The following is a 19,782-nucleotide window of genomic DNA, read 5'->3' as shown; positions in this document are numbered from 1 at the left end:
GTTTTAACCGCAGATAACGCAGAGATTTATCATCAGTCCTCCGTGACCTCTGTGGTTTAATTATTAAATGTTTTCCCTTCAAATTCTTTCAATTGCTTGAAAATTTGCTTTCCCTTTATCTCTCCTTTTCCTTCAAACTGCAATGATTTTATGAGCAGATATCCTTTTCCCGTCTTTACGAGAACCCCTGCTGAAGGTGAGACTTTCACTATTGTTCCGGGCTGTACTTTGCTTCGGTTGTCATTTTTCCCCGAAACAGAGGCTTGCCAGATAAGAAGTTTGTTGCCGCCAATGTTAGTGACTGCCCCCGGATATGGGTGAGTCACACCTCGTATCAGATTATAGATTTTAAACGCCGGCTCGTTCCAATGTATCATTCCGTCTTCAGGTTTTCTTCCGCCATAGTAGCTTGCCTTTGATATGTCCTGAGGAACAGCTTTGTATGTCCCTTTTACTATAAGAGGATAGGTCTTCTTTATTAGCACACGTGCCGCCTTTTCCATTTTGTTAAAGAGCGTGAACGCAGTATCTGTTTTGGAGATTGCGACCTTCTTCTGCGCCACGATCAATCCTGAGTCAGGTGTTTTCTCCATGAAGTGAAGGCTTACTCCAGAGTATGGCTCGCCATTTATTATGACCCAGTTTACAGGACACCTTCCCCTGTATGCAGGCAGATATGAGCCATGAAGATTCATTGCGCCTTTTGGAGGGATATTGAGGATTGTCTCAGGGATCATGTGCCGGTAGTAGAATGAAAAAATGAGATCAGGTTTTAAATTTTTTACAATGTTTAGGAAATCCTCTGTCTTTATCTCAGCCTTTTCAGGCTTAAACACAGGGATTCTTTTTTTTGCGGCGAGTTTAGCTACGGATTTAAACCAGACATTTTCCCCTTCGTCATCTTCATGCGTGACAACACCCACGATCTCAGCTTTCATCTTTAGAAGCTCCTCCAAACATGCGTAACCGATGTTGTGGTAGGCGAAAAGCAGTATTCTCATGGTTTATTCGAACTTTGATATGACATATCTGGGCTTCCCGCGCACCTCTATGTAGATCCTTCCTACATATTCGCCAAGCACACCTGACAGTATTGACTGTATACCGAGGAATGTAAAAAGAACTGCTATTAAAACATGTATGTAACGGACTTCCGGGAGGAGAACGCATAATACGGACAGTATGACTGTTGCTAAGGCTCCAAGGCTTGCGAATATTATACCGAGAAGCGTTATAAGCTGGAGAGGGAAAAGAGAAGAATTCGTCAGTATGTCAAAGTTGAGTTTAAGCAGTTTGAGAGTGTTATATTTTGAGACTCCTTTTTCACGTTCCCTGTGGTCAACGGCAATCTCCGTAGGATTTTTAGAATAAGAAAATGCGAGAGCTGGTATAAAAAAGCTTGAAAATTCGTTAAGTTCAATTATCCTTTCAACAACATCCCGCCTGTATGCGCGAAGCATACAGCCATAATCATTGAGTTTTATTCCTGTTATCCTCTCAAGAACGCGGTTGCCGAATTTTGATATAGCCTTCCTGAGGAAAGGGTCACGACGGTTCTTTCTCCATCCGCCGACTGAGTCATGCCCTGCTTCAATCCCGTCGAGGAGTTTTGGTATCTCTTCAGGAGGATTTTGCAGGTCTGCGTCTATGGTAACTATCACTTTCCCTCTTGAAACTTCAAAGCCTGCGAATATGGCTGTGTGCTGACCGTAGTTCTTTGCAAGCTGGAAAATGCGGATGTGATTATTTGCTGATTTAAGTTTAACGAGTATATCCCAGCTTTTATCCCTGCTTCCGTCATCTACAAATATTACTTCATAAGTTTTGCCGACCGTTGAAAGAGCCCCATCAAGTTCAACCATAAAATCTTCAAGGTTTTCCTCTTCGTTATAGACCGGCACAACAATAGAAACATAAACGGGATTCAGGGCTTCTTCATAGGGTTTGACGCTCATAATCTATTTCTTGTTTGCCTCGGTTATGCATTTGATTGCGTTAGAGACATATTTAACATCAGCCGCTTTCATGCGGGGATAGAGCGGCAGTGAAATAATCCTGTCAGATACGAAAGCGGATTCCGGATAATCATTCTTTTTGTATCCGTATTTTTTTCTGTAATAAGGCTGGATATGTATTGCAGGGAAATGAATCCCTGTCCCTATGTTAAATTTTTTCAATTCATCGATAAATTCATTACGCGAAATCTTAAGCTTTTCAAGATTTACTTTTATTATATACAGGTGCCATGCATGGCGGCAATCATAATCAACCACTCCGGGAATAGAAATGCCATCGCAGTTTTTTAGCTCCCGGTTATAAAGTTCAGCAAGCTTTGTCCTTTTTTCAATGAAGCCGTCAAGCCTGCCTATCTGGTGAATTCCTATCCCTGCCTGTATGTCGAGCATGTTGTATTTAAAGCCCGGTATAACGAGCTCATACTGTACCTTTCCTTTTTTGGAGTACCTGTCCCATGCGCTTGCCGTTATGCCATGAAAACGGAGGAGCCGCAGTTCTTCATTGAGCTTATCGCTCTTGGTTGTTATGAGACCTCCTTCGCCTGTTGTTATGTTCTTTAGCGGGTGGAAACTGAAAACAGTCATGTCACTCAGTGTCCCGATTTTCCTTCCCTTGTATTCAGTACCGATAGAATGGGCTGCATCCTCGATGACGGCCAGCTTATGTTTTTTTGCAATGCTGAGAATCCTGTCCATGTCGCAGGGCTGTCCTGCAAAGTGCACGGGAATTATAGCTTTTGTTTTTTTAGTTATCTTTTTTTCTATCTGGTCTTCAAGGATATTCATCGTGTCAGGATTGATGTCAACGAATACAGGTTTTGCCCCGACGTGTTCAATGACGTTAACTGTTGCGGCAAATGTCATCGGTGTTGTTATCACCTCATCGCCCGCTTTTATGCCAAGCGCAATAAGTGCGATGTGAAGCCCTGCGGTGCCTGAGTTCAAAACAATGCAATGCTTTGCTCCGGTGTATTCCTGAAGTCTTTTTTCAAATTCTATGACTTTTGGCCCCGTCGTTATCCAGCCTGATTTCATGGAGGAGACAACTTCGTTTATCTCTTCTTTTTTTAATGTTGGTTTAGAAAGCGGAAGGAAGTCTTTTCTTATATGAAGTTCATTTACACTCAAAATATTTCTCCTATTTTAAATTTTATACTATCATATATTTCTGAAAACAGAACTGAAAAGAAATATTACACTCATACTTCAATCAGCTATATTTATGTAGTCGTGTTTTTGATTTTACTGTATAAGCAGTGGGATTGGTCTTTGTAAGGGTGGATGATGATGTCTGTAAAAAAGGATTATTTAAAAAAAATCTCCGGCATTTTTATTTTCAAGGGATTAATCATAATATCGTTTCTCTCCCTTTGCTTTCAGGTTGCGGCGGCGACGCGCAGTGACACGGGAAGAGTGCAGTCGGACATCAGCGGCAGTTATGACATCACAGGCAAGGAATATGTTTCTATTTTAGGAGAAAAACAATCCATGCCGTTTGCCGACGAAATCCATCTTAATTCCGGCGGGAGTTACAGCGACAGCATCGGGATGAAAGGACACTGGAAACAGAAGGGAAGGAATAAATTTATTGTGTCATATGAAAAGAGTGAGACTGCCAAATTCATGAAAAAACAGTTTGCAGATTTTGGCTTAAAGAATGTTGACGTTTCCATCCGCTACATGAATCTCAAAGGCACTGTTATAGACGGCAAAATCAGCGGAAGAATCTCCGGCAGGATGTCCATTAAAATCAGCGGGACATCATACACTGCAAAGATAACAGGGAATTTCCACGGCAGCAGACAATGAATATGAGCGAAGAATCAACATTTCCTAATAACTTCCTGTTTAAGTGTTTTCTTATTTTCATTCTTGTTATTGGTTTTCTGTTAAGGCTGACAGGCATAGGTTTCGGATTGCCATATCCCTATCAATGGGATGAATCGCAGCTTACAGATACCGCATTAAAAATGATGAAGACCGGAGATTACAATCCACATTTCTTCAAATACCCCACGCTTTATATCTATCTTCAGCTAATTGTTTATGTCATCCATTATTTCTATGCCATGGGGACAGGGATTATTTCTTCGCTTGATGAAATCAAGACTGAAGCTGATACGCATTGGCCTTGGACTATGAGCCACCCTTCATTTTACTTATGGGGCCGTCTTTTGACATGTCTATTGGGGACAATAACGATATTTTTTGTTTATAAAATAGCCATGACTCTTATCAATGAAAAAGTCGCTCTGCTTTCTGCATTATTCCTGGCCCTTTCTCCGGGGCATATTGAACATTCGAGATATATAGGTCCGGATGTACCGGGGACTTTATTTGTTTTGGCTGCTGTTTTGTTCGCATCTTATATTTATAAGTATGGCGGCAGTTCCACTATCTACAGTTTAGCCGGTTTATTTGGAGGATTTGCAGTTGCCACAAAATATAATAATTTTTGGGTTATATTCCCATTGATCATTGCCCATGCTTTCAATCAAAGAAAAGAGGGATTTTTCAAAAAAAATTTTTTCCTTATGATGTTTTTTTTGATTTTTGGGTTTTATCTGGGTTGTCCGTATGCATTATGGGATTTGCCGGGTTTTTTAAAAGGCGCAGGCTGGGAAGTCCGTCATTATAAATTAGTGGATCATCCCGGCGCCGAAGGAACTGACAGCGGATTTTTTTATTTCTCATCTTTGTATGATTATTCTTTGGGGATACCATTGACCATCTTTTGCCTTTCAGGTCTGGTGATAGGATTTTTAAAGAATCTCAAGGCTCAATTGATAATTTTATCATTCCCGGTTTTATATTATTTTTTTATGTCAATGCAGAGAGTCAGATTTATAAGAAATACTATGCCTCTTTTACCTTTCGCATGTATCTTTGCGGCTATTGCACTTTACTATTCATTGGAATATCTGGCTGAAAAAAAGAGCTGGATCAGCAAATACAAGCAGCATATTTTATGCGGCAGTATGGTAATCTTGACTATATGGCCCTTTGTAAAATCTGTATCCGATGCAAAAGAACTTCATTATCTTAAGGACTCACGAACGGAAACAGCAGAATGGGTTAAAGAGAATATCCCGGAGGGTTCAACCATCGCTGTAGCATCACAGTTACATTTTTATTTTAATGACCTGAAAGTGAAAAAAATCAATATTCTGGAATGCGATCAGGGGGGACAGTTGTCATGGTTTAAAGAAAATAAAGTTCAGTATTTTATAACTTCAGATAAATTCGGATACTTCTGGTTTCCGGAAGATCAAGCCCGTCGGAAGCTTGCAAGTGAATTTAATAACAGATTTAAAGGACTGAGGATTTTAAAAGCATTTGGATCTGATAATTTATTTTTAGACAGGTATTCAACAAATCCACGTGTCATCATTCTAGGCGGTTCGTAAGCTATGCCATGCTTAATGCTAATTTCCAAACTTGATATCTCTCTTGCCAGTGAATCATTTCTTAAAAAAGACTGGAATAAACCGGAAGAAGATGAGGCATGGAGAAATTTGTAAAAGGTGATGTTATAGTTGTTCCAATTCCATTGTTATAGACAAAGTTATAGAAATAGTTCGTAACTAAATCTTTGAGTTCACAAATTGCAGGCTTGAATTGATAACTCCTATGGAGGTGTCTGATGAATAAAAATGACAAATCTCTGGTTGAAGTATGGAAATGGAAAGAAAAAGTTTATGACCATTTAAAAGGATTACCATCAAAGGACTATATCGAAGAAATAAAAAGTGATGCAGAGAAACTCCTTTCTGATAACGGCATTAAATTGACTAAATTTCCTGCAAAGAACAAATCTCGGAAAGTTGCATAATAATATGTGGTAGCATTTTGCGACCTAACTCAAACCAAAAGATTCCCTGCTTTGAATGGCATGATGGGGATGCTTACAACGTAGAAATCGCTGACTATCATTAGGAGACTATAAATGACTAAGCAAAAGCTGCAGCCGATTCATCCTGGTGAAATCCTCTTGGAAGAATTTCTTAAACCTATGGGAATTAGCCAATATAAAGTGGCAAAAGATATTAGTGTGCCGGCAAGGCGTATCAATGAAATTGTTCAGGGGAAACGTTCCATTTCTCCTGACACTGCTTTGAGGCTGTCACGTTTTTTTGGTCTTTCAGAACGATTTTGGATAAATCTACAAGCACGGTATGACCTTGAAATTGAAAAAGACCGATTAAGTGGCCGACTTAATAAAGAGGTGCACGTTTATGTCAATGGGTAGTAGCAATAGAAACCAAAGAACACAAATGTAATCTTTTCTATTAGATTTTTTAGTAGGAAACAAATGGGAAGGTTGTGCATTTTCTGAAGTCAAAAAAAACAAAAGAAAAACTTGATATCGCTATTACCGGTGAATCATTTCTTAAAAAAGACTGGAATAAACCGGAAGAAGATGAAGCATGGAGAAATTTGTAATATGTAAGAGCAACATAGGAACGGGACCGAATCAGTCAGTCTGAATAATACCTCATTTCTGGATCCCCGCGTTCGCGGGGATGACAAAGAATAAGCGGGGATGACAACAATTTATCCCGATGCAGAGCATAGAGGGATTCTTCTAATTAAATCTACTCATGAAACTCAAAATCGCAGTAGCCTGTTTTTCTTTACCCCAGATTATATTTCACCAGGCTCACTGCATTTAAATCATCTGTTCCTAATCTCAGCTTTCTTGCGTGGGCGAGGGCATCTTTCCACATGTCTTCGCTGTAGGTTGAGTCATGCTCTGCCATCAATTTTGAGCTTAACGTGTCGCAGGCTACGATATCACCTGAGATGAACATCTGGTTTACGCCTTTCTTTATCTCTGCACCATCAAGCAGTGGACCGCTCTTTGTGAGAAGGTCTGCGGCATCAACAACTGAAAGCTCGCACCTTACGGCATCGGAGAACTCCGCTGAAAGCATGCGGAATGGAATCCTGAAAGATTCTTCGAACTCCTGAGGGTTCTGGCGCTGGCGGAGCCTTGCATGGCTCTCATAGCGGTTCGGTCCGTAAACACAGCCAAAAAGGTTTTTCATCGAAGAGCTGAAACCAGCTTCGGAATGCCTTTTCACAGTCGGCATATTTATTATAATGTCGCGCCCGCAAAGATAATTGGAAAGGTCTATGACAGGCATTACCTGCCATGCAGGATTTGTAACAGCTCTGAATAGACTCTTATTTCCCGGTTCATCAGGGGCAAGGTTAAAACCTATTTTTGCCGCTGCGGCTTCAAGTCCCATCATAGAAAATTTTGCGGCAGTCCTTCCCGATGCATCATAGATTGAAACATCTGCCGCCCCGCAGTCTTTAAGTATCTTGCATAAATGAATGACCAGCTCCGGATCCGATGAGACAGGGTAGGGACCAGCGGCAACTGTGTTGGGCTTTAGAGTTATCTTTTTTCCCTTCATTATCGAGGCAAAGTTCGGAAGGGCTTCGATTCCCTTTTCAAGGCGTTTTATCTTCTCGCCTCCGGAAATGCTCACGACAACAGGTTTTCCGTCTTTCATGAAAAGGTCTTTCAGACCGCTCCTAGGAACGCCCGCTGCCCCAGAGGATGATGAGTTGTTGTTGACTGCGGCTTCCATTGCTGCACTTTCATTTAACGACGATGTAAAAGGCAATGAGAGGACACTTATTCCCAGAGAGCCTGCGACTGCGCCCTTCAGGAAATTCCGTCTTGAAATATCTTTTGTGTCATTTTCCGGATGCTTCTTCATAATTACTTTGCCCCTTTCTCTTTTTTCTGAATTCTGGAGTCAACGGCTTTGCCAAAATCTTTTATGACGGCAAGAGTCTTTGGGTCGCTCTTAAAGGCTGTTATCCTTACAAAGTATTTTCCGCGGATGAATTCTGTCTGGTTTTTCCCCTCCTGTCCGTCTGCGCCGAAAGCAGGTTTTGGAAGTCCCTTCTTTTTCATTCCTTCAAGGAGTGTGACCGCACTTTTAGCGTCCTTCATCCTGTAGATGTCAACCGTGAATGATTCGCCGTCTTTTGAATAAGCCTCTGTGACGAGCCTTTCAAAACCCCTGTCTATATAATATGGAGCGCCGCCATCTATGTAATCAAAGAGATTCCTATCATCGTAGAACTCATATTTATATGGATTGGTAAATCCCTTCTCTTTCATCTCCGAAGGGAGGAGTGAGGCAAGCCCATCTTCCTCAGCATGGATAGTTTGCACATAAATCAGACTAAGAGAAAAAATCATTACAATAATCAAAATGACATTTGCAGTTTTAAAATTCATATCAGCTTTTTCTCCTTTTATTTGGACCAGCGGGGTTTAAGAGTATCTGATTATCAGGCGCTCTTGTCTCACCAATTGATGTGACATAGACTGCGGCTTTGTCCTGCACAGGACACTTTGTCTCGCAGGCTCCGCATCCGATGCAAAGCTCGGGGATAACATAGGGCTGCTGCACTGTTATGATCCTGCCGTCAGGGGCGCGTACCTCAGTTTTTTCAAGACGTATTGCTTTTTTGGGAGTAGGGCACCATTCCTCACAGACTATGCAGGGAGTTGCCATAGCCCAGGGAAGGCACCGCCCCCTGTCATAAAATGCTGTTCCGATTCTTACAGGTACACCATTTTTGCCGGTTTTTTCAGCTTCTGTCAGTTTCTTTATGGCTCCCGTGGGGCATACCTGAGAGCAGAGTGTGCAGTTGAATTCACAGTAGCCGATTCGCGGAATAAGAACCGGCGTCCATATTCCTTCAGGACCCGCCTCCCATGATGCGGGATGAAGGGCATTGTTGGGGCATACCTTCATGCACTGTCCGCATTTTATGCACTTTGCAAGGAAATCTTTTTCGGCAAGCGAGCCGGGGGGGCGGATCAGCTTTTCATTGAAGTTCACCTCTACTTCGTCGCTTGTCCGTGCAAAAGGGTAAATGACAAGCCCTGCGGCAATTGATGTAATTACCTTTCTGCGCCTTATGTCCGGGGTTTCAATTATATCCACGCCCTTTGGCATCACTTTGAAACGTATTACATCCTCAGGGCATACTACCCTGCAGTTAAAGCACATGTGGCATTCGGGCGCCCGCCATTTGACTCTCCCTATCGGCTCACATGCACCCTGACAGCTTACAAGACAGAGATTGCAATCCGTACATTTTTCATTCCTCTTTTCCATTCCGAAGATCGAGAACCATGATGCCGCACCTAAAAGCGCGCCAAGCGGGCAGAGTATGCGGCACCAGAAGCGAAGCATGCGGCGGTTAAGTAGAAGAATGGTTATAAATATTATTCCGATGATATAGCCGCGGTGGAAATGAGGCTGTGTGAAACTCAGCACGCTCTTGTCTGCAAGATTATAAAGAATGTCCCCTGCTCGCTGGATGAATTTCATATTTGTAAGCGAGAGGGAATCGAGAGTCCATCTTATACTTAATGTCAAAGCAGGAATTACAGAGGTGACAAGCGACCTTGTAAGCAGAGCTATGGGATCCATAAAACCAGTGAGAAGGCTTGTACACGTTGCAGCTCCGAGCATTACTATGAGGACGATATATTTTATCCTGAAACTTTCTTTGTAACGGTTTTCCTTTATCCATGCGCTTCTTTTCTTTTCGGTCACTGCTGTGCCGGTAAGGTGGTTCAGTGTGCCGAGAGGACATACCCATCCGCAGATGAATCTTCCGAAAAGCATGGAGAGAATAAGAACAGGGATGCTCCATTTAAGACCTTCAAAGAGTGTGTGAGCCGCAATCGATGTAGTTATACCGACTAAGGGATCTGCCTCGAGGAATATCTGCACAGGGTAATTAAGATGAATATCAGTTACGTCATTTTCAAAAGTTCCCCTGTATTCGCTCTGGAATATAAAGAAGATGAACAATAGGAGGAAAAATGTCTGTGACACTATCCTCAACGTTCTTATCCATCTTATAGACCCGGTTTTTTTTGTTTTTTTCAGACAGCACTCCTCACTGTTTTGATTTTCGAAATATCGGTTTCGCCAAGCTTTCTTTTATGTGCTTCAGCTAAAAATCCCAGGCTAAGCGGTTCTATTCCAAAAAGGCTTGCGCCGAACGCATCGACTGCTATCTGGTCGGTTGATGCGGCAATGGTCTTCTTCTCAATCACATCATCAAGGTTCCCACCCTGAGGGCCGTTCGCCGTGAGTATCCTGTAGGCATCGAGAACCGTAAAGGTTGGGGTCATGAACGCTGCAAGGTCTGCAATGCTTTCGCTTATGTTCTGATGCAATGCCTCGCGCCTTCCTCCTAAAATACCGTACCAGTTCTTAAGACCCATGGTAAGTCCGGAGAGATTGTGGTGCTTGGCTATGGGTACATTGATTACCTTGTCCGCTTCAATGAAATCTCTGTAAACTGGCCATTCTTTTAATACGGTGCCGTTTATTTTAAGCTTCCTGAAATTTCTTTCCTTGGGGAGATTTACGATTGCACCTGCGCCTTTTGCGGCTGCGGCTATCCCGCTTCTCTCATAACAGCGCACTGCGTCATTACAGGACACGTCAACAACAATCACCTGTGCCGCGCCGGCATTGAGACACAGCTCGACAAGACGTTTTATGACAAAGGGATTGGTGTTTGCCGCCTGCTCCGGGACGCGGTCCCACCCGATGTTTGGTTTGATCGTGACCTTGTCTCCCCGGCTGATGAACTTATTTATGCCGCCTATGTTTTCAACAACCCTATCAACAAGCTTCGCGATATCTTCACCTTCAGCGATGCCTAAAACCGGAGATTCTTTTAAGCCGGCAATGGAGTAGTCCCTGTTCTGGATTGCGAGGGCACTCTCTTCTGATTTTTCTCTTCCAAGGAGAAGATATCCCGCTCCACCTGCAACTGTGACACCAAGCGCAGCTCTGCCGGATTTTTTTATGAATTCGCGTCTGTCGATTTTATAGGGCAAGTGTGTTTTTTCTCCTTTAAGACAGCTTATAATTAATCATTGAATATATGACTGTCAAATATTTTTAGAGCAGGATGGTTAGGTTGGATATTTATGTTCTTTCCTTATATTCTGCGTGGCGGTTGATCTTTGGCACGTGTGTCCAGACAATTAATCCATAAATGAGAGCAAGTAAATCGGCTATACCTACAAGGATGAAGGGAGATGAATGGGAGATCCGGTCAAAAATGATACCTCCGCACTGGACAAAGAAAAGTGTTCCAAGCGATCCTGCTATGCTGGCGGTTGTCATCACTGAGCCGAGTATCTTCTTTGGCGCAAGGTCGGCAGTCAGTGTTGAAGAGCTTACTGAGACCGCTGCTACGCCAAGACCCGTGACAATGCCGCAGAGTTTAACGGCAACAGAAAAAGGATTTGAAGTTAAGCCTAACAATAGGAATCCTAGTCCCTTTAAAGCAAGTCCGCTGACGAGAATCGGCCTTCTCCCGATCCGGTCAACAAGGATTCCCATGACAGGTGTAAAGGCAAGCGCACAGATGCTTGAAAGCCCGACTACTATTCCTCCCATGGCAGTTGCCTGCGCTCTTGTGTAGCCGAAATCAGGAGCGCTTTCAACAGCCCATATCATTATGAATATACCGAGTATTATCCTGTCTGATGATGCGGGGAATGTTGATACAATGCAAAACCTCAGCCCTTTATTGATTTTAAGCTCTGCGAATACCTCCTTGAGGCTTTGAAGAGTTGACTGACGTTCGCTTCCCCTTCCTTCGTGATGAGGAAGCTTTCTGTCAATGACCATGAACTTTGTCACAAAGAGTGATAATAAACAAATCCCTGCACCTGCCAAGAATAATGAATATACGCCGTAAATTTTCTGCACTGCGGAAAAAATAAAAAATGAAAAGGTAACGCCTATCCCCATCATCGATGCGCTTATTGCCATTGCTTTTCCGCGGCTTTTAAAATCTGTGTAGTCTGCTGTGATTATCATTGGCTGCGGGAATGCAAATGTCATAGAGATGGCTAAGATAAAGTGGAATAGAAAAACGAAGTAGATTGCCGGCAATCCTGTGAATGCAGAGGCGGATAATGGAAGCGAATAGATTAGAAACGCAGCAGTACTGGCAAGCATTCCGTAGAAAAGCAATATCTTCCTGCCATACCTGTCTGAGAGTGAGCCGACAAAACCTACAAATATAACTACAGTCACCGAGCCTATTATCTGTATCGCCGAATTTATAGTGCCGAAGTTAGCGTCGCCTATGCCGATTGTTTCCTTGAGGAAACGGGGCAATGCGATGGTAGGTATCATGTAGGCTAGCAGCAGCAAGGCAGAGTTTAAGAAAACTCCGATGAAGTTTTTCCTGCTCAGATCCGGCGCTACAGTAATCCCGAGGAACTTATTATCTTTTGTCATATTTTTTCACCTTGATTTTCCTACCTTGATGAATGCAAAAAAATAAATCGTTAAATTAAAACCAGATTTCACAGCGTTAAGTCAAATTATTTTGGTTAATTTTTGTAAGCTTTTATTGTGAGAATTGTAAAAGATGTGGAAACCAAACAACATTTTTTGTAGGGCACGTTCTCCGAACGTGCAATTGTCTGGGATGTTATAAATGTCTGCGAGCGAATATGATGAACCTCCACGGAGTAAAATCCATGGAGGTTCATTCATTATTTCTTACGCTATCTGTTTGCCGTATCCCTGAGGTGTTGCGCTGTTGTCAAAGACTTCTTCCACGTTGAATATGTAAACAGGAAGATGTGTCTCACTTGGATCCTCTCCAAAGTATGCATCGTGAATTCCATGAGAGAAATCAAAGTAAGGTCCTTCTGTGTGGACTTCAACGCTGCATCTTAATTCAAAACTTAAAACAGGAGGAGTGAAATAAAGAAGCGTTGCCTTGTCGCTTTTTTGCACATAATCCCATGTATGTCCTGGTTTGTCAGGATACTGATGACCAAGCTCTATTGTGCAGACCTTGGAAAAATCCATCTTTTGTCCCGCTACTTCTTTTTCAAGGTACATCAACTTTGAGAGCATTATTAATGATTTTTTCTGGTAATCGCGAAGCTTTTCTCTGTCTTCCTTGGTGGCATGTTCGTGCCGCCCGAAAGCTGATGTCGAATCAGCAGCCATCCCTTCTTTCTTTATATGGTCCTTGAATATTTTTGTGACCTCTATCATATAGTCTTTCTTTGGTACGAACCCGGCTCCTATGATTTTGGCATTTGTCAGCAGCGAACCGTCAGGTCCCTTGGTTGCTGTGCATAGAGCGGGGAGTATTCTTGTTGTGTCAACGAGCATCTTATGGGGGTTTGGAGGCCCCTGAAGATTTATCATTTCTTCAGCCCATTTCTTCCTCCAAAAATAGGCATAATTCAAAAAAGCATCCGGCATTAACGTCATAAAATAGCTCCTCCTTTTTTGGTTGTTAACACGTTGTAAAAAACTAAAAAATAAATTTCCGAGTATGAGCTCACTTTTCTTGACACGAAAAAAAAGCGATGGTATAGTCAACAATTAAATTTGCTTTGTTGTCAAGGAAAAGGCAAAAAAAATAAAAACTTTTGAAAATAAAATCCCACCAAATACGGAGGAGGGGGCAATGAGTAATGTTCTACTAAAACAAAAGAAATTGTCAATGACCGTCATTATCTTTTTTACAGTATTCGCAATTTCTCTTGGCAGTGTCGTGTGTTCAGCAGAGACAGGAACAGTCAAAGGAAAAGTTATAGACAAGTCAAGCAAAGGGATTTTGCCAGGAATATCGGTTTCGGTCGAGGGGACAAATATCCTTGTCTATACTGATGAAAAAGGAGAATATAGCATAGATCTTGCTCCGGGAACATATAAGCTAAGGGCAGAACTTCTTGGCTATAAACCTGCTGAAGCTTCTAATGTCATGATTATAGAAGGAGAAACAAATACAGTTAACCTCTCCATGGAAGAGCAAATGGTAATACGAGGAGAGGAAACTATTGTAACAGGTGAGAGGCTGACAGTTCCCCTTTCAAAGACAACGGCAACTGTTTCCGTAGTCTCGCAAAAAGATGTTGATAAAATCTCTGTTGCCACTAATGCTTCTGACCTCCTCAAAAACACCCCCGGCGTTCAGGTAGAATCAGGAAGTTCAGAATTCTCAAAGACAATAAAAATAAGAGGCAGAACCGTTGCTCCTCCGAAAGTCGCATCTGCCGGTATATTGCTTCTTATAGACGGAGTTCCTTCAAATGACCCGGGGTCAGGATATGCAAACATCTATCAGATCCCATCTGAAAATATTGAGAGGATTGAAGTTCTTAAAGGAGCATCTTCAGCTCAGTACGGAGGACAGGCAGCAGCAGGTGTTGTCAACATCATAACGAAAAAAGGACAGAAGGTCGCTTTTACAAAAGCATCGGTGAATTATGGTACCTATCAGATGAGGCATGGCGCTGAAAGGGAGCTTATAGAAAACTATGCGTTTACACATAGCTGGGGAAATAAAGTTTTTGACTATTCTTTAAGCTTGCAATATTCACACACAAGCGGTTTTACAACTGCCGACACCAACCCGCTTGGAAATGCTTACATCCTTTTTGCTAAAGAGCATCCGGGACAGGGAAGACTTCCCAGCGGCATAAAACTTGTCCCTGGAGGGAGGAGGGAAATTCCATTTCTTGTAGGTCAAAACCCTAATAAGCTTTTCGATGTAGGTGACCACGACAAGGGTGAAAGATATAATGCCTCTCTTAACCTGGGCATAAATTTATTTAAGAATAATAAACTCAGAATCAGTCCATCCTATTCATACCTTAATTTTTATACAGCATTGGCGTCTCCTGGTTTCATTCCTCTTAAGGTGGCAGATGACACTTTTCTTCAGTACCTTTTGCAAGTTTCAAACAGGAGAGATACTATTAATATTGCCGACAAATGGGATATTACACCGGAGCTGACTTACAACTTCAGAGTAGGTTTGATGAAAAGCACTGATATAGCAAATTTTATCTTTGTTAATGATTTTATTGATTACAGCAAAGAAGAAGAGGCGAGAACCGGAATAAAAGACGCTTTCGCGAACGGTACTCAAAGCCCATTTGGAGCAGCGCCGGACTTTATACTGAACAGAAGTTTTAACTTTGCAAATGATATTTCATATAAGTTTGATATTGCTGACGGGAACACAGTTTCCTTCGGGCAGGAATACCAGTGGTCAAAAACCATGTCTCCTGATATGAGTTACACAACCCTGAGCGCAACAAGGAAAGTGGATTCATTCTTTTTTCAGGATATGCAGTCTATAAAGGATTTCACTTTTTCATTAGGTGCAAGGTGGGATCAGGCTAACAGATTTCAGACAACATTTTCTGATGAGCTTTCTCCCCGTTTTGGAGTAAATTATTCCATCGCTCCCGGAACAAGCGTGAGGTTCTCTGTCGGACGAGCGAGAAGATTCCCTGAATTTGCAAGGACAAACGGGTTTGCCCAGTCAGACGGAAAACTTTTTGCCAACCCGAACCTTGGACCTGAGATAAACTGGACATATGAAATGGGTTTCATGTTTATGACAAAATATGTAAAAGGCGACATTGCCTACTTCTATGATGACTATTCTGAACTTGAGATTCCTATACCTCTTGCTATTCTTGGATATGATGCTTCAACCTACAGTGAAAAGGTACTTGGAATTTCAAAAGCCGCACAGTTAGCTTCAGGAAAGAATTTTGGTCAGAACAGAGCACATATATTCATCAATGGTCCGAAAGCAGTTGCGCAGGGTTTTGACACATCACTTGAGTTTAACCCAATAGAAAACTGGGATCTTAATGTTTCGTATACATTCCAGAGACATATAGTAGGAAACCCAAATCCCTTTGATTTCAGCCAGGGGACTCCGCAGGATATTTATTTGGTAGACGGTAAAGGGGTAGGGCCGATATTCAAAGGAGGCAACATGATAGAATATACTCCTACTCATATTCTGAAAGTCGGAACATCTTATACTTTCCCATTTGGGATGAATATGGATATTACCGGCAGATTCAAGAGCCGCACAATTTTTACCACAGCTTCTTATCCGGGCGGTCAATTCCCCCAAGCGGAACACTGGATTTGGGATTTCAAAGTAGCCCAGCCAATATGGGGTGACAAGGTTAAAATTAATTTTGCAATAGATAACGTATTCAGCAAACTTTATTATGAAGACGGTGGAATACCTTCTAACGTCGCGAAGTATTCAGTAGGTATAGAAGCGAAATTTTAGGTAAATTTCACTTCCTAGTTATATATATAAGCTAATTCAGTTTGCCCGTCCGCAGTGGACGGGCAAACTGCTTTTAGTGCCACTTCAAATAACACTTGCTTTTCTATCCTGTTGTTTTATTAATACTCCCGCATTGTTGCCGCATTGACTGATTATTGTATTAAAATTGTAACTGATTGTCGCATTATGAAGATTAGAAATGCTGCAAAGATAGCTATTCCAATTATATTGTTTATGACATCTTGTTTTTTCCACCCGCGTATAGTTAATGCAAAAGTAAAACTTAATGCCTGCGGAGTTTTTGTGGAATCAGGAGTAATCAATAAATATAAAAAAAATGACCGCTCCGATGTTATCGTAGTTTTAAAAAACCCTGAGAGCATTGCCTATTCCCGTCTCACTCAAAGGGCAGAAAAGCTCTGTTCCCGCATTAATAACAATATTGCGAAAAAAAAGAGGTCTCTGGAAGATATCGAAGAAGAACTTAAAGCTAAATATTCAGATGAATCTTTGGTTAAAGATCTTAAAGACAACAAAGCCAAACTCAGCAGGAAAATAAAGAAGCTTTCAGGAAAACTCAAAAACCTTGAAGAGAGTGTCAGTACTTTTTCAGACGAAAGCGAAGAGGAAATGGTTGAACGTATCCTTTCAACTCTGGATAGGAAAAAAAGAACTGATGAAAGCCTAATTGAAACCAAAAGAAAGTTTACAAAAATCCCGGCCTTTAGCGGTATACTCACCAAAAGGGGGTACAGAATTCTACGTAAGAATAAAGATGTCCTTATTATATCTGAGAACAAAAGGATAACGCCTGACCTTGATGTAAGTGTTCCTCTGATAAACGGCAATGATGTAAAGGCTGTGAGAATAAATTCTGATTATATAAATGGAACAGGTGAAACAGTGGCAGTTATAGATACCGGCGTAAATTATAAGAATTCTGCGCTTGGAGGCTGTGTTCCTTCGGATCTTATAACTATAACAGCCCAGGAGACTTATACCCTTGATTCACCCCATGATTATCCTGTAAATTATGATAACTCATGGACTATCACTAAACCGGGATATGCAAATATAGCAGTATATTTCCAGAAAATAGAGCTTCAAAACGGTTCTGATTTTATCTATCTTTTGGATGGAGACAATAATATCATACAGACATTGACCGGGAATTATAACAATAACTTCTGGAGCCACTCAATTCCAGGAAATACTGTTACAATAAGGATGATAAGCGATGCATCAGTAAATGGTTTTGGATTTAATATTACAAAAGTTGCAGATGGAATTACAAACACAGAACCTTTAAATAACTGTCAGAAAGTTATTGGAGGTTATGACTTTATAAGCGATGATTATGACCCTTTTGATGATAATAATCATGGTACCGCTGTTGCAAAGATAATTGCCTCGGAGGATTCTGTGTACGCTGGAGTTGCCCCTGGAGCAAAACTTGTTGCGCTGAAAGTAATGGATAAGAGCGGTAGCGGATCAGCTTCAGATGTTGCAGCAGCGATAGAGTGGTGTATAGCCAATAAAAGCAAATATGGGATAAGCTTGATAAATATGAGTTTTGGAGACGGTGGGAAATACAATAGTTCGTTATACTGTGACCAGTTTTATATTTCACAGATGGTGAATCTCGCTGTAGCGAACGGTATCTTTGTCTCGGTTGCATCAGGCAATGACGGCTATACCAATGGGATAAGCTTGCCTGCCTGTGCATCCGGTTCTACATCTGTCGGTGCCGTTTATTCCAAAGACTGGGGAAGCCTCTCGTGGAGCGGATCTCCCGGGTGTACGGATTCTACAACTGATGCGGACAAAATAACATGTTTTACCAACAGGAACAGCTTGCTTGACCTGCTGGCTCCGGGAAGTCAGATCAAAGTTTCTGATGGCGGCGCGTACTATGGCGGAACATCGATGGCAGCTCCTCATGTTGTCGGTGCGGCAGCTTTAATCCAACAGAATGCCAAAAAGCTTGATGGAACTGCTATGACTCCGACGCAGATTCAATCGAAATTCAAATCAACCGGGGTGCCTGTAACAGATTCTGCTACGGGATTAACATTTAAGAGGATAGATGCTTATGCAGCACTGGGCTGGACAACTTCCTGTTCAGAATATTATCCGGTTTCTGATACAGAAGTTTCATTGAGCGGTGTTCCTTTCTGGGATTCAATTAACAAGGTGCTTTCAGGTGCTGTAGATGTTACAAATCTTAGCTCTGCCAATTTTTATGAATCAAGGATAGTACTTTACGATTTCTCTTCCCCATCGGTTTCAGTGCTTTCACCTGATGGATATATGGATGTAACAATAGATGGTGCGCCTTATGCAAATGTTCCTTATTACTATTATGGTACATTGACTGCAAGCGGGTCATCTTCAGTTAATTTTCGTTTACAAAATTCAGAGATATCAGGTTTTGCTTTTAAGGTGAAGATATTAGCGAAAAATTGTTCCTGAATACATTACTTTTTTTGCGCCCGTAGCTCAGCTGGATAGAGCGGCAGACTCCGGATCTGATTTTGGTAGTTTTTCTAAGTTTTTGAAATCATTGATAACGCTTTGAAATATAGAAACAATTTAGTTGTTTCTGACTTAGGTTCTGTGAGGTCAAAATAGGTCATTTTCGCTATGTTATGGACACTATTTGGACACCAGATTTTTTCCTCTTGGAGCGGAATACTCCGACGACTTTTCTCGAGTGGGCACTTTGGCTTTGGTGTCCATTCCGGTGTCCATATTTTATTTCGTAATTCAAAAATAGTTTAAAATAAATAATGATTTCTTAAATATTTTACGTTATAGTAGGTCAATATTTGCTTTTCATGTATTAGAAACTCAAAACATATCTTTTTTTAAAGACAACAAATAAAAGACTGAGTGGATTGTAATGGAAAGAAATATAAATACCCCTAGCTCTCAGCAATATAATTTCGAAAACTTCACTGCTCTTTCCTGTGACATGATCACAAAGCTTGTCAACCGCACCTGCTTTATGGAATTGTTTAAGAATTTAACATCCCAGGCAGATACTTCAAATCAAACCAGCGTGCTTCTTTTAATCAACGTTGACGAGTTCCGGTCAATCAACGACATTTACGGGCACTCCGTTGGAGATGAGCTTCTACATCGTCTTGCCGTGCTTATCCAAGACACGGTCATAAACTTCGATTTAATAAAATATTATACGAGTAGCGCCTGCATAGTCGGCTATCTGGGAAGCGATGAATTTGGAGTTTTCCTACCTGAAAGAGACAAAGAGGAAGGAATCAGGTTAGCCGAAGAGATTAGGCTAAAAATAGAGAAAACGCATTTTGCTGGGATACCGATTTCTTCCACGGTCAGCATAGGCATAGGTATTTATCCGGAGCATGGCAGTTCTACATCAGAGCTGTTAACCAAAACTGATGCTGCTCTGTATCGGGCAAAGGAAAAAAAGGGGAACTGCTGTCATTTGTATTTATCGGAAGATCGTGTTTTAGAACAGATGCACTCAAGGCTTGAATGGAAGGATCGGATTAAAAACGCTCTTGAGGAAGACAGAATAAGCCCGTGGTTCCAGCCGATACTTTCACTTAAGGATAACCAGATACATCACTAC

The 19,782-nt window shown here is 41.6% G+C and carries 16 protein-coding genes; 7 read left to right on the top strand and 9 right to left on the bottom strand.

Translation table 11 applies throughout. The annotated features are described in order from the left end of the window. Positions 1 to 56 precede the first annotated feature (56 nt). From HZA77_08325 to HZA77_08315, 3 genes are read right to left on the bottom strand one after another with little or no spacing between them, the layout of a single operon-like run. On the bottom strand, positions 57 to 1,001 hold the full coding sequence (locus HZA77_08325) for a formyltransferase (protein MBI5375427.1): 945 nt from the start codon (positions 999 to 1,001) through the stop codon (positions 57 to 59). Between the two features lie 3 nt (positions 1,002 to 1,004). After that, positions 1,005 to 1,928 carry a glycosyltransferase gene (locus HZA77_08320; GenBank protein MBI5375426.1) on the bottom strand — a complete coding sequence of 308 codons (924 nt, stop codon included), beginning with the start codon at positions 1,926 to 1,928 and terminating at the stop codon, positions 1,005 to 1,007. Between the two features lie 30 nt (positions 1,929 to 1,958). Then, positions 1,959 to 3,122 (bottom strand): DegT/DnrJ/EryC1/StrS family aminotransferase, encoded by a 1,164-nt coding sequence (locus HZA77_08315; protein MBI5375425.1) that lies wholly within the window; start codon positions 3,120 to 3,122, stop codon positions 1,959 to 1,961. A gap of 180 nt (positions 3,123 to 3,302) precedes the next feature. Here HZA77_08315 and HZA77_08310 point away from each other — a divergent pair, with 180 nt between their 5' ends. The 4 genes from HZA77_08310 to HZA77_08295 all read left to right on the top strand — a co-directional run bounded on the left by HZA77_08310 (position 3,303) and on the right by HZA77_08295 (position 6,264). Further along, the gene (locus HZA77_08310) at positions 3,303 to 3,824 is read left to right on the top strand and encodes a hypothetical protein (protein MBI5375424.1); all 522 of its coding nucleotides are present in this window, start codon (positions 3,303 to 3,305) and stop codon (positions 3,822 to 3,824) included. A gap of 2 nt (positions 3,825 to 3,826) precedes the next feature. Next, a complete protein-coding gene (locus HZA77_08305) occupies positions 3,827 to 5,422 on the top strand; it encodes a glycosyltransferase family 39 protein (GenBank protein MBI5375423.1) in 1,596 nt (531 codons plus the stop codon). A gap of 236 nt (positions 5,423 to 5,658) precedes the next feature. Next, on the top strand, positions 5,659 to 5,847 hold the full coding sequence (locus tag HZA77_08300; GenBank protein MBI5375422.1) for a hypothetical protein: 189 nt from the start codon (positions 5,659 to 5,661) through the stop codon (positions 5,845 to 5,847). 114 nt (positions 5,848 to 5,961) lie between these two features. After that, a complete protein-coding gene (locus HZA77_08295; GenBank protein MBI5375421.1) occupies positions 5,962 to 6,264 on the top strand; it encodes a HigA family addiction module antidote protein in 303 nt (100 codons plus the stop codon). Between the two features lie 385 nt (positions 6,265 to 6,649). Here HZA77_08295 and HZA77_08290 read toward each other — a convergent pair whose 3' ends face one another. The 6 genes from HZA77_08290 to HZA77_08265 all read right to left on the bottom strand — a co-directional run bounded on the left by HZA77_08290 (position 6,650) and on the right by HZA77_08265 (position 13,330). Continuing rightward, the gene (locus tag HZA77_08290) at positions 6,650 to 7,747 is read right to left on the bottom strand and encodes a DUF362 domain-containing protein (protein MBI5375420.1); all 1,098 of its coding nucleotides are present in this window, start codon (positions 7,745 to 7,747) and stop codon (positions 6,650 to 6,652) included. 2 nt (positions 7,748 to 7,749) lie between these two features. After that, positions 7,750 to 8,277, bottom strand: a complete 528-nt coding sequence (locus HZA77_08285; protein MBI5375419.1) for a hypothetical protein — start codon at positions 8,275 to 8,277, stop codon at positions 7,750 to 7,752. A gap of 1 nt (position 8,278) precedes the next feature. Continuing rightward, complete coding sequence (locus tag HZA77_08280; protein ID MBI5375418.1) at positions 8,279 to 9,895, bottom strand: 4Fe-4S dicluster domain-containing protein; 1,617 nt, start codon at positions 9,893 to 9,895, stop codon at positions 8,279 to 8,281. 50 nt (positions 9,896 to 9,945) lie between these two features. After that, a complete protein-coding gene (locus HZA77_08275; GenBank protein ID MBI5375417.1) occupies positions 9,946 to 10,884 on the bottom strand; it encodes a DUF362 domain-containing protein in 939 nt (312 codons plus the stop codon). 121 nt (positions 10,885 to 11,005) lie between these two features. Beyond that, positions 11,006 to 12,334 carry an MFS transporter gene (locus tag HZA77_08270; GenBank protein MBI5375416.1) on the bottom strand — a complete coding sequence of 443 codons (1,329 nt, stop codon included), beginning with the start codon at positions 12,332 to 12,334 and terminating at the stop codon, positions 11,006 to 11,008. Positions 12,335 to 12,601: 267 nt separating this feature from the next. Beyond that, on the bottom strand, positions 12,602 to 13,330 hold the full coding sequence (locus tag HZA77_08265; protein ID MBI5375415.1) for a hypothetical protein: 729 nt from the start codon (positions 13,328 to 13,330) through the stop codon (positions 12,602 to 12,604). A 199-nt stretch (positions 13,331 to 13,529) separates the two neighbouring features. Here HZA77_08265 and HZA77_08260 point away from each other — a divergent pair, with 199 nt between their 5' ends. From HZA77_08260 to HZA77_08250, 3 genes are all read left to right on the top strand, one after another. Then, a complete protein-coding gene (locus tag HZA77_08260) occupies positions 13,530 to 16,169 on the top strand; it encodes a TonB-dependent receptor (GenBank protein ID MBI5375414.1) in 2,640 nt (879 codons plus the stop codon). Between the two features lie 186 nt (positions 16,170 to 16,355). Then, on the top strand, positions 16,356 to 18,641 hold the full coding sequence (locus HZA77_08255) for a S8 family serine peptidase (protein ID MBI5375413.1): 2,286 nt from the start codon (positions 16,356 to 16,358) through the stop codon (positions 18,639 to 18,641). Positions 18,642 to 19,071: 430 nt separating this feature from the next. After that, a partial coding sequence (locus tag HZA77_08250) for a diguanylate cyclase (protein ID MBI5375412.1) occupies positions 19,072 to 19,782 on the top strand: 711 nt, incomplete at its 3' end.

The sequence above is a fragment of the Candidatus Schekmanbacteria bacterium genome (assembly GCA_016219965.1).
Taxonomy (GTDB): domain Bacteria; phylum Schekmanbacteria; class GWA2-38-11; order GWA2-38-11; family J061; genus JACRJM01.
The sequence above is the reverse complement of the archived record's forward strand: the minus strand, read 5'-3'. Positions and strand labels throughout refer to the sequence as shown.

What these genes read in the sequence shown, in the direction of transcription:
- HZA77_08260 (MBI5375414.1), top strand. Translation starts at nt 13,530, where the DNA reads ATGAGTAATGTTCTACTAAAACAAAAGAAATTGTCAATGACCGTCATT.
- HZA77_08285 (MBI5375419.1), bottom strand. Translation starts at nt 8,277, where the DNA reads ATGAATTTTAAAACTGCAAATGTCATTTTGATTATTGTAATGATTTTT.
- HZA77_08310 (MBI5375424.1), top strand. Translation starts at nt 3,303, where the DNA reads ATGTCTGTAAAAAAGGATTATTTAAAAAAAATCTCCGGCATTTTTATT.
- HZA77_08300 (MBI5375422.1), top strand. Translation starts at nt 5,659, where the DNA reads ATGAATAAAAATGACAAATCTCTGGTTGAAGTATGGAAATGGAAAGAA.
- HZA77_08255 (MBI5375413.1), top strand. Translation starts at nt 16,356, where the DNA reads ATGAAGATTAGAAATGCTGCAAAGATAGCTATTCCAATTATATTGTTT.
- HZA77_08290 (MBI5375420.1), bottom strand. Translation starts at nt 7,747, where the DNA reads ATGAAGAAGCATCCGGAAAATGACACAAAAGATATTTCAAGACGGAAT.
- HZA77_08325 (MBI5375427.1), bottom strand. Translation starts at nt 1,001, where the DNA reads ATGAGAATACTGCTTTTCGCCTACCACAACATCGGTTACGCATGTTTG.
- HZA77_08305 (MBI5375423.1), top strand. Translation starts at nt 3,827, where the DNA reads ATGAGCGAAGAATCAACATTTCCTAATAACTTCCTGTTTAAGTGTTTT.
- HZA77_08295 (MBI5375421.1), top strand. Translation starts at nt 5,962, where the DNA reads ATGACTAAGCAAAAGCTGCAGCCGATTCATCCTGGTGAAATCCTCTTG.
- HZA77_08265 (MBI5375415.1), bottom strand. Translation starts at nt 13,330, where the DNA reads ATGACGTTAATGCCGGATGCTTTTTTGAATTATGCCTATTTTTGGAGG.
- HZA77_08270 (MBI5375416.1), bottom strand. Translation starts at nt 12,334, where the DNA reads ATGACAAAAGATAATAAGTTCCTCGGGATTACTGTAGCGCCGGATCTG.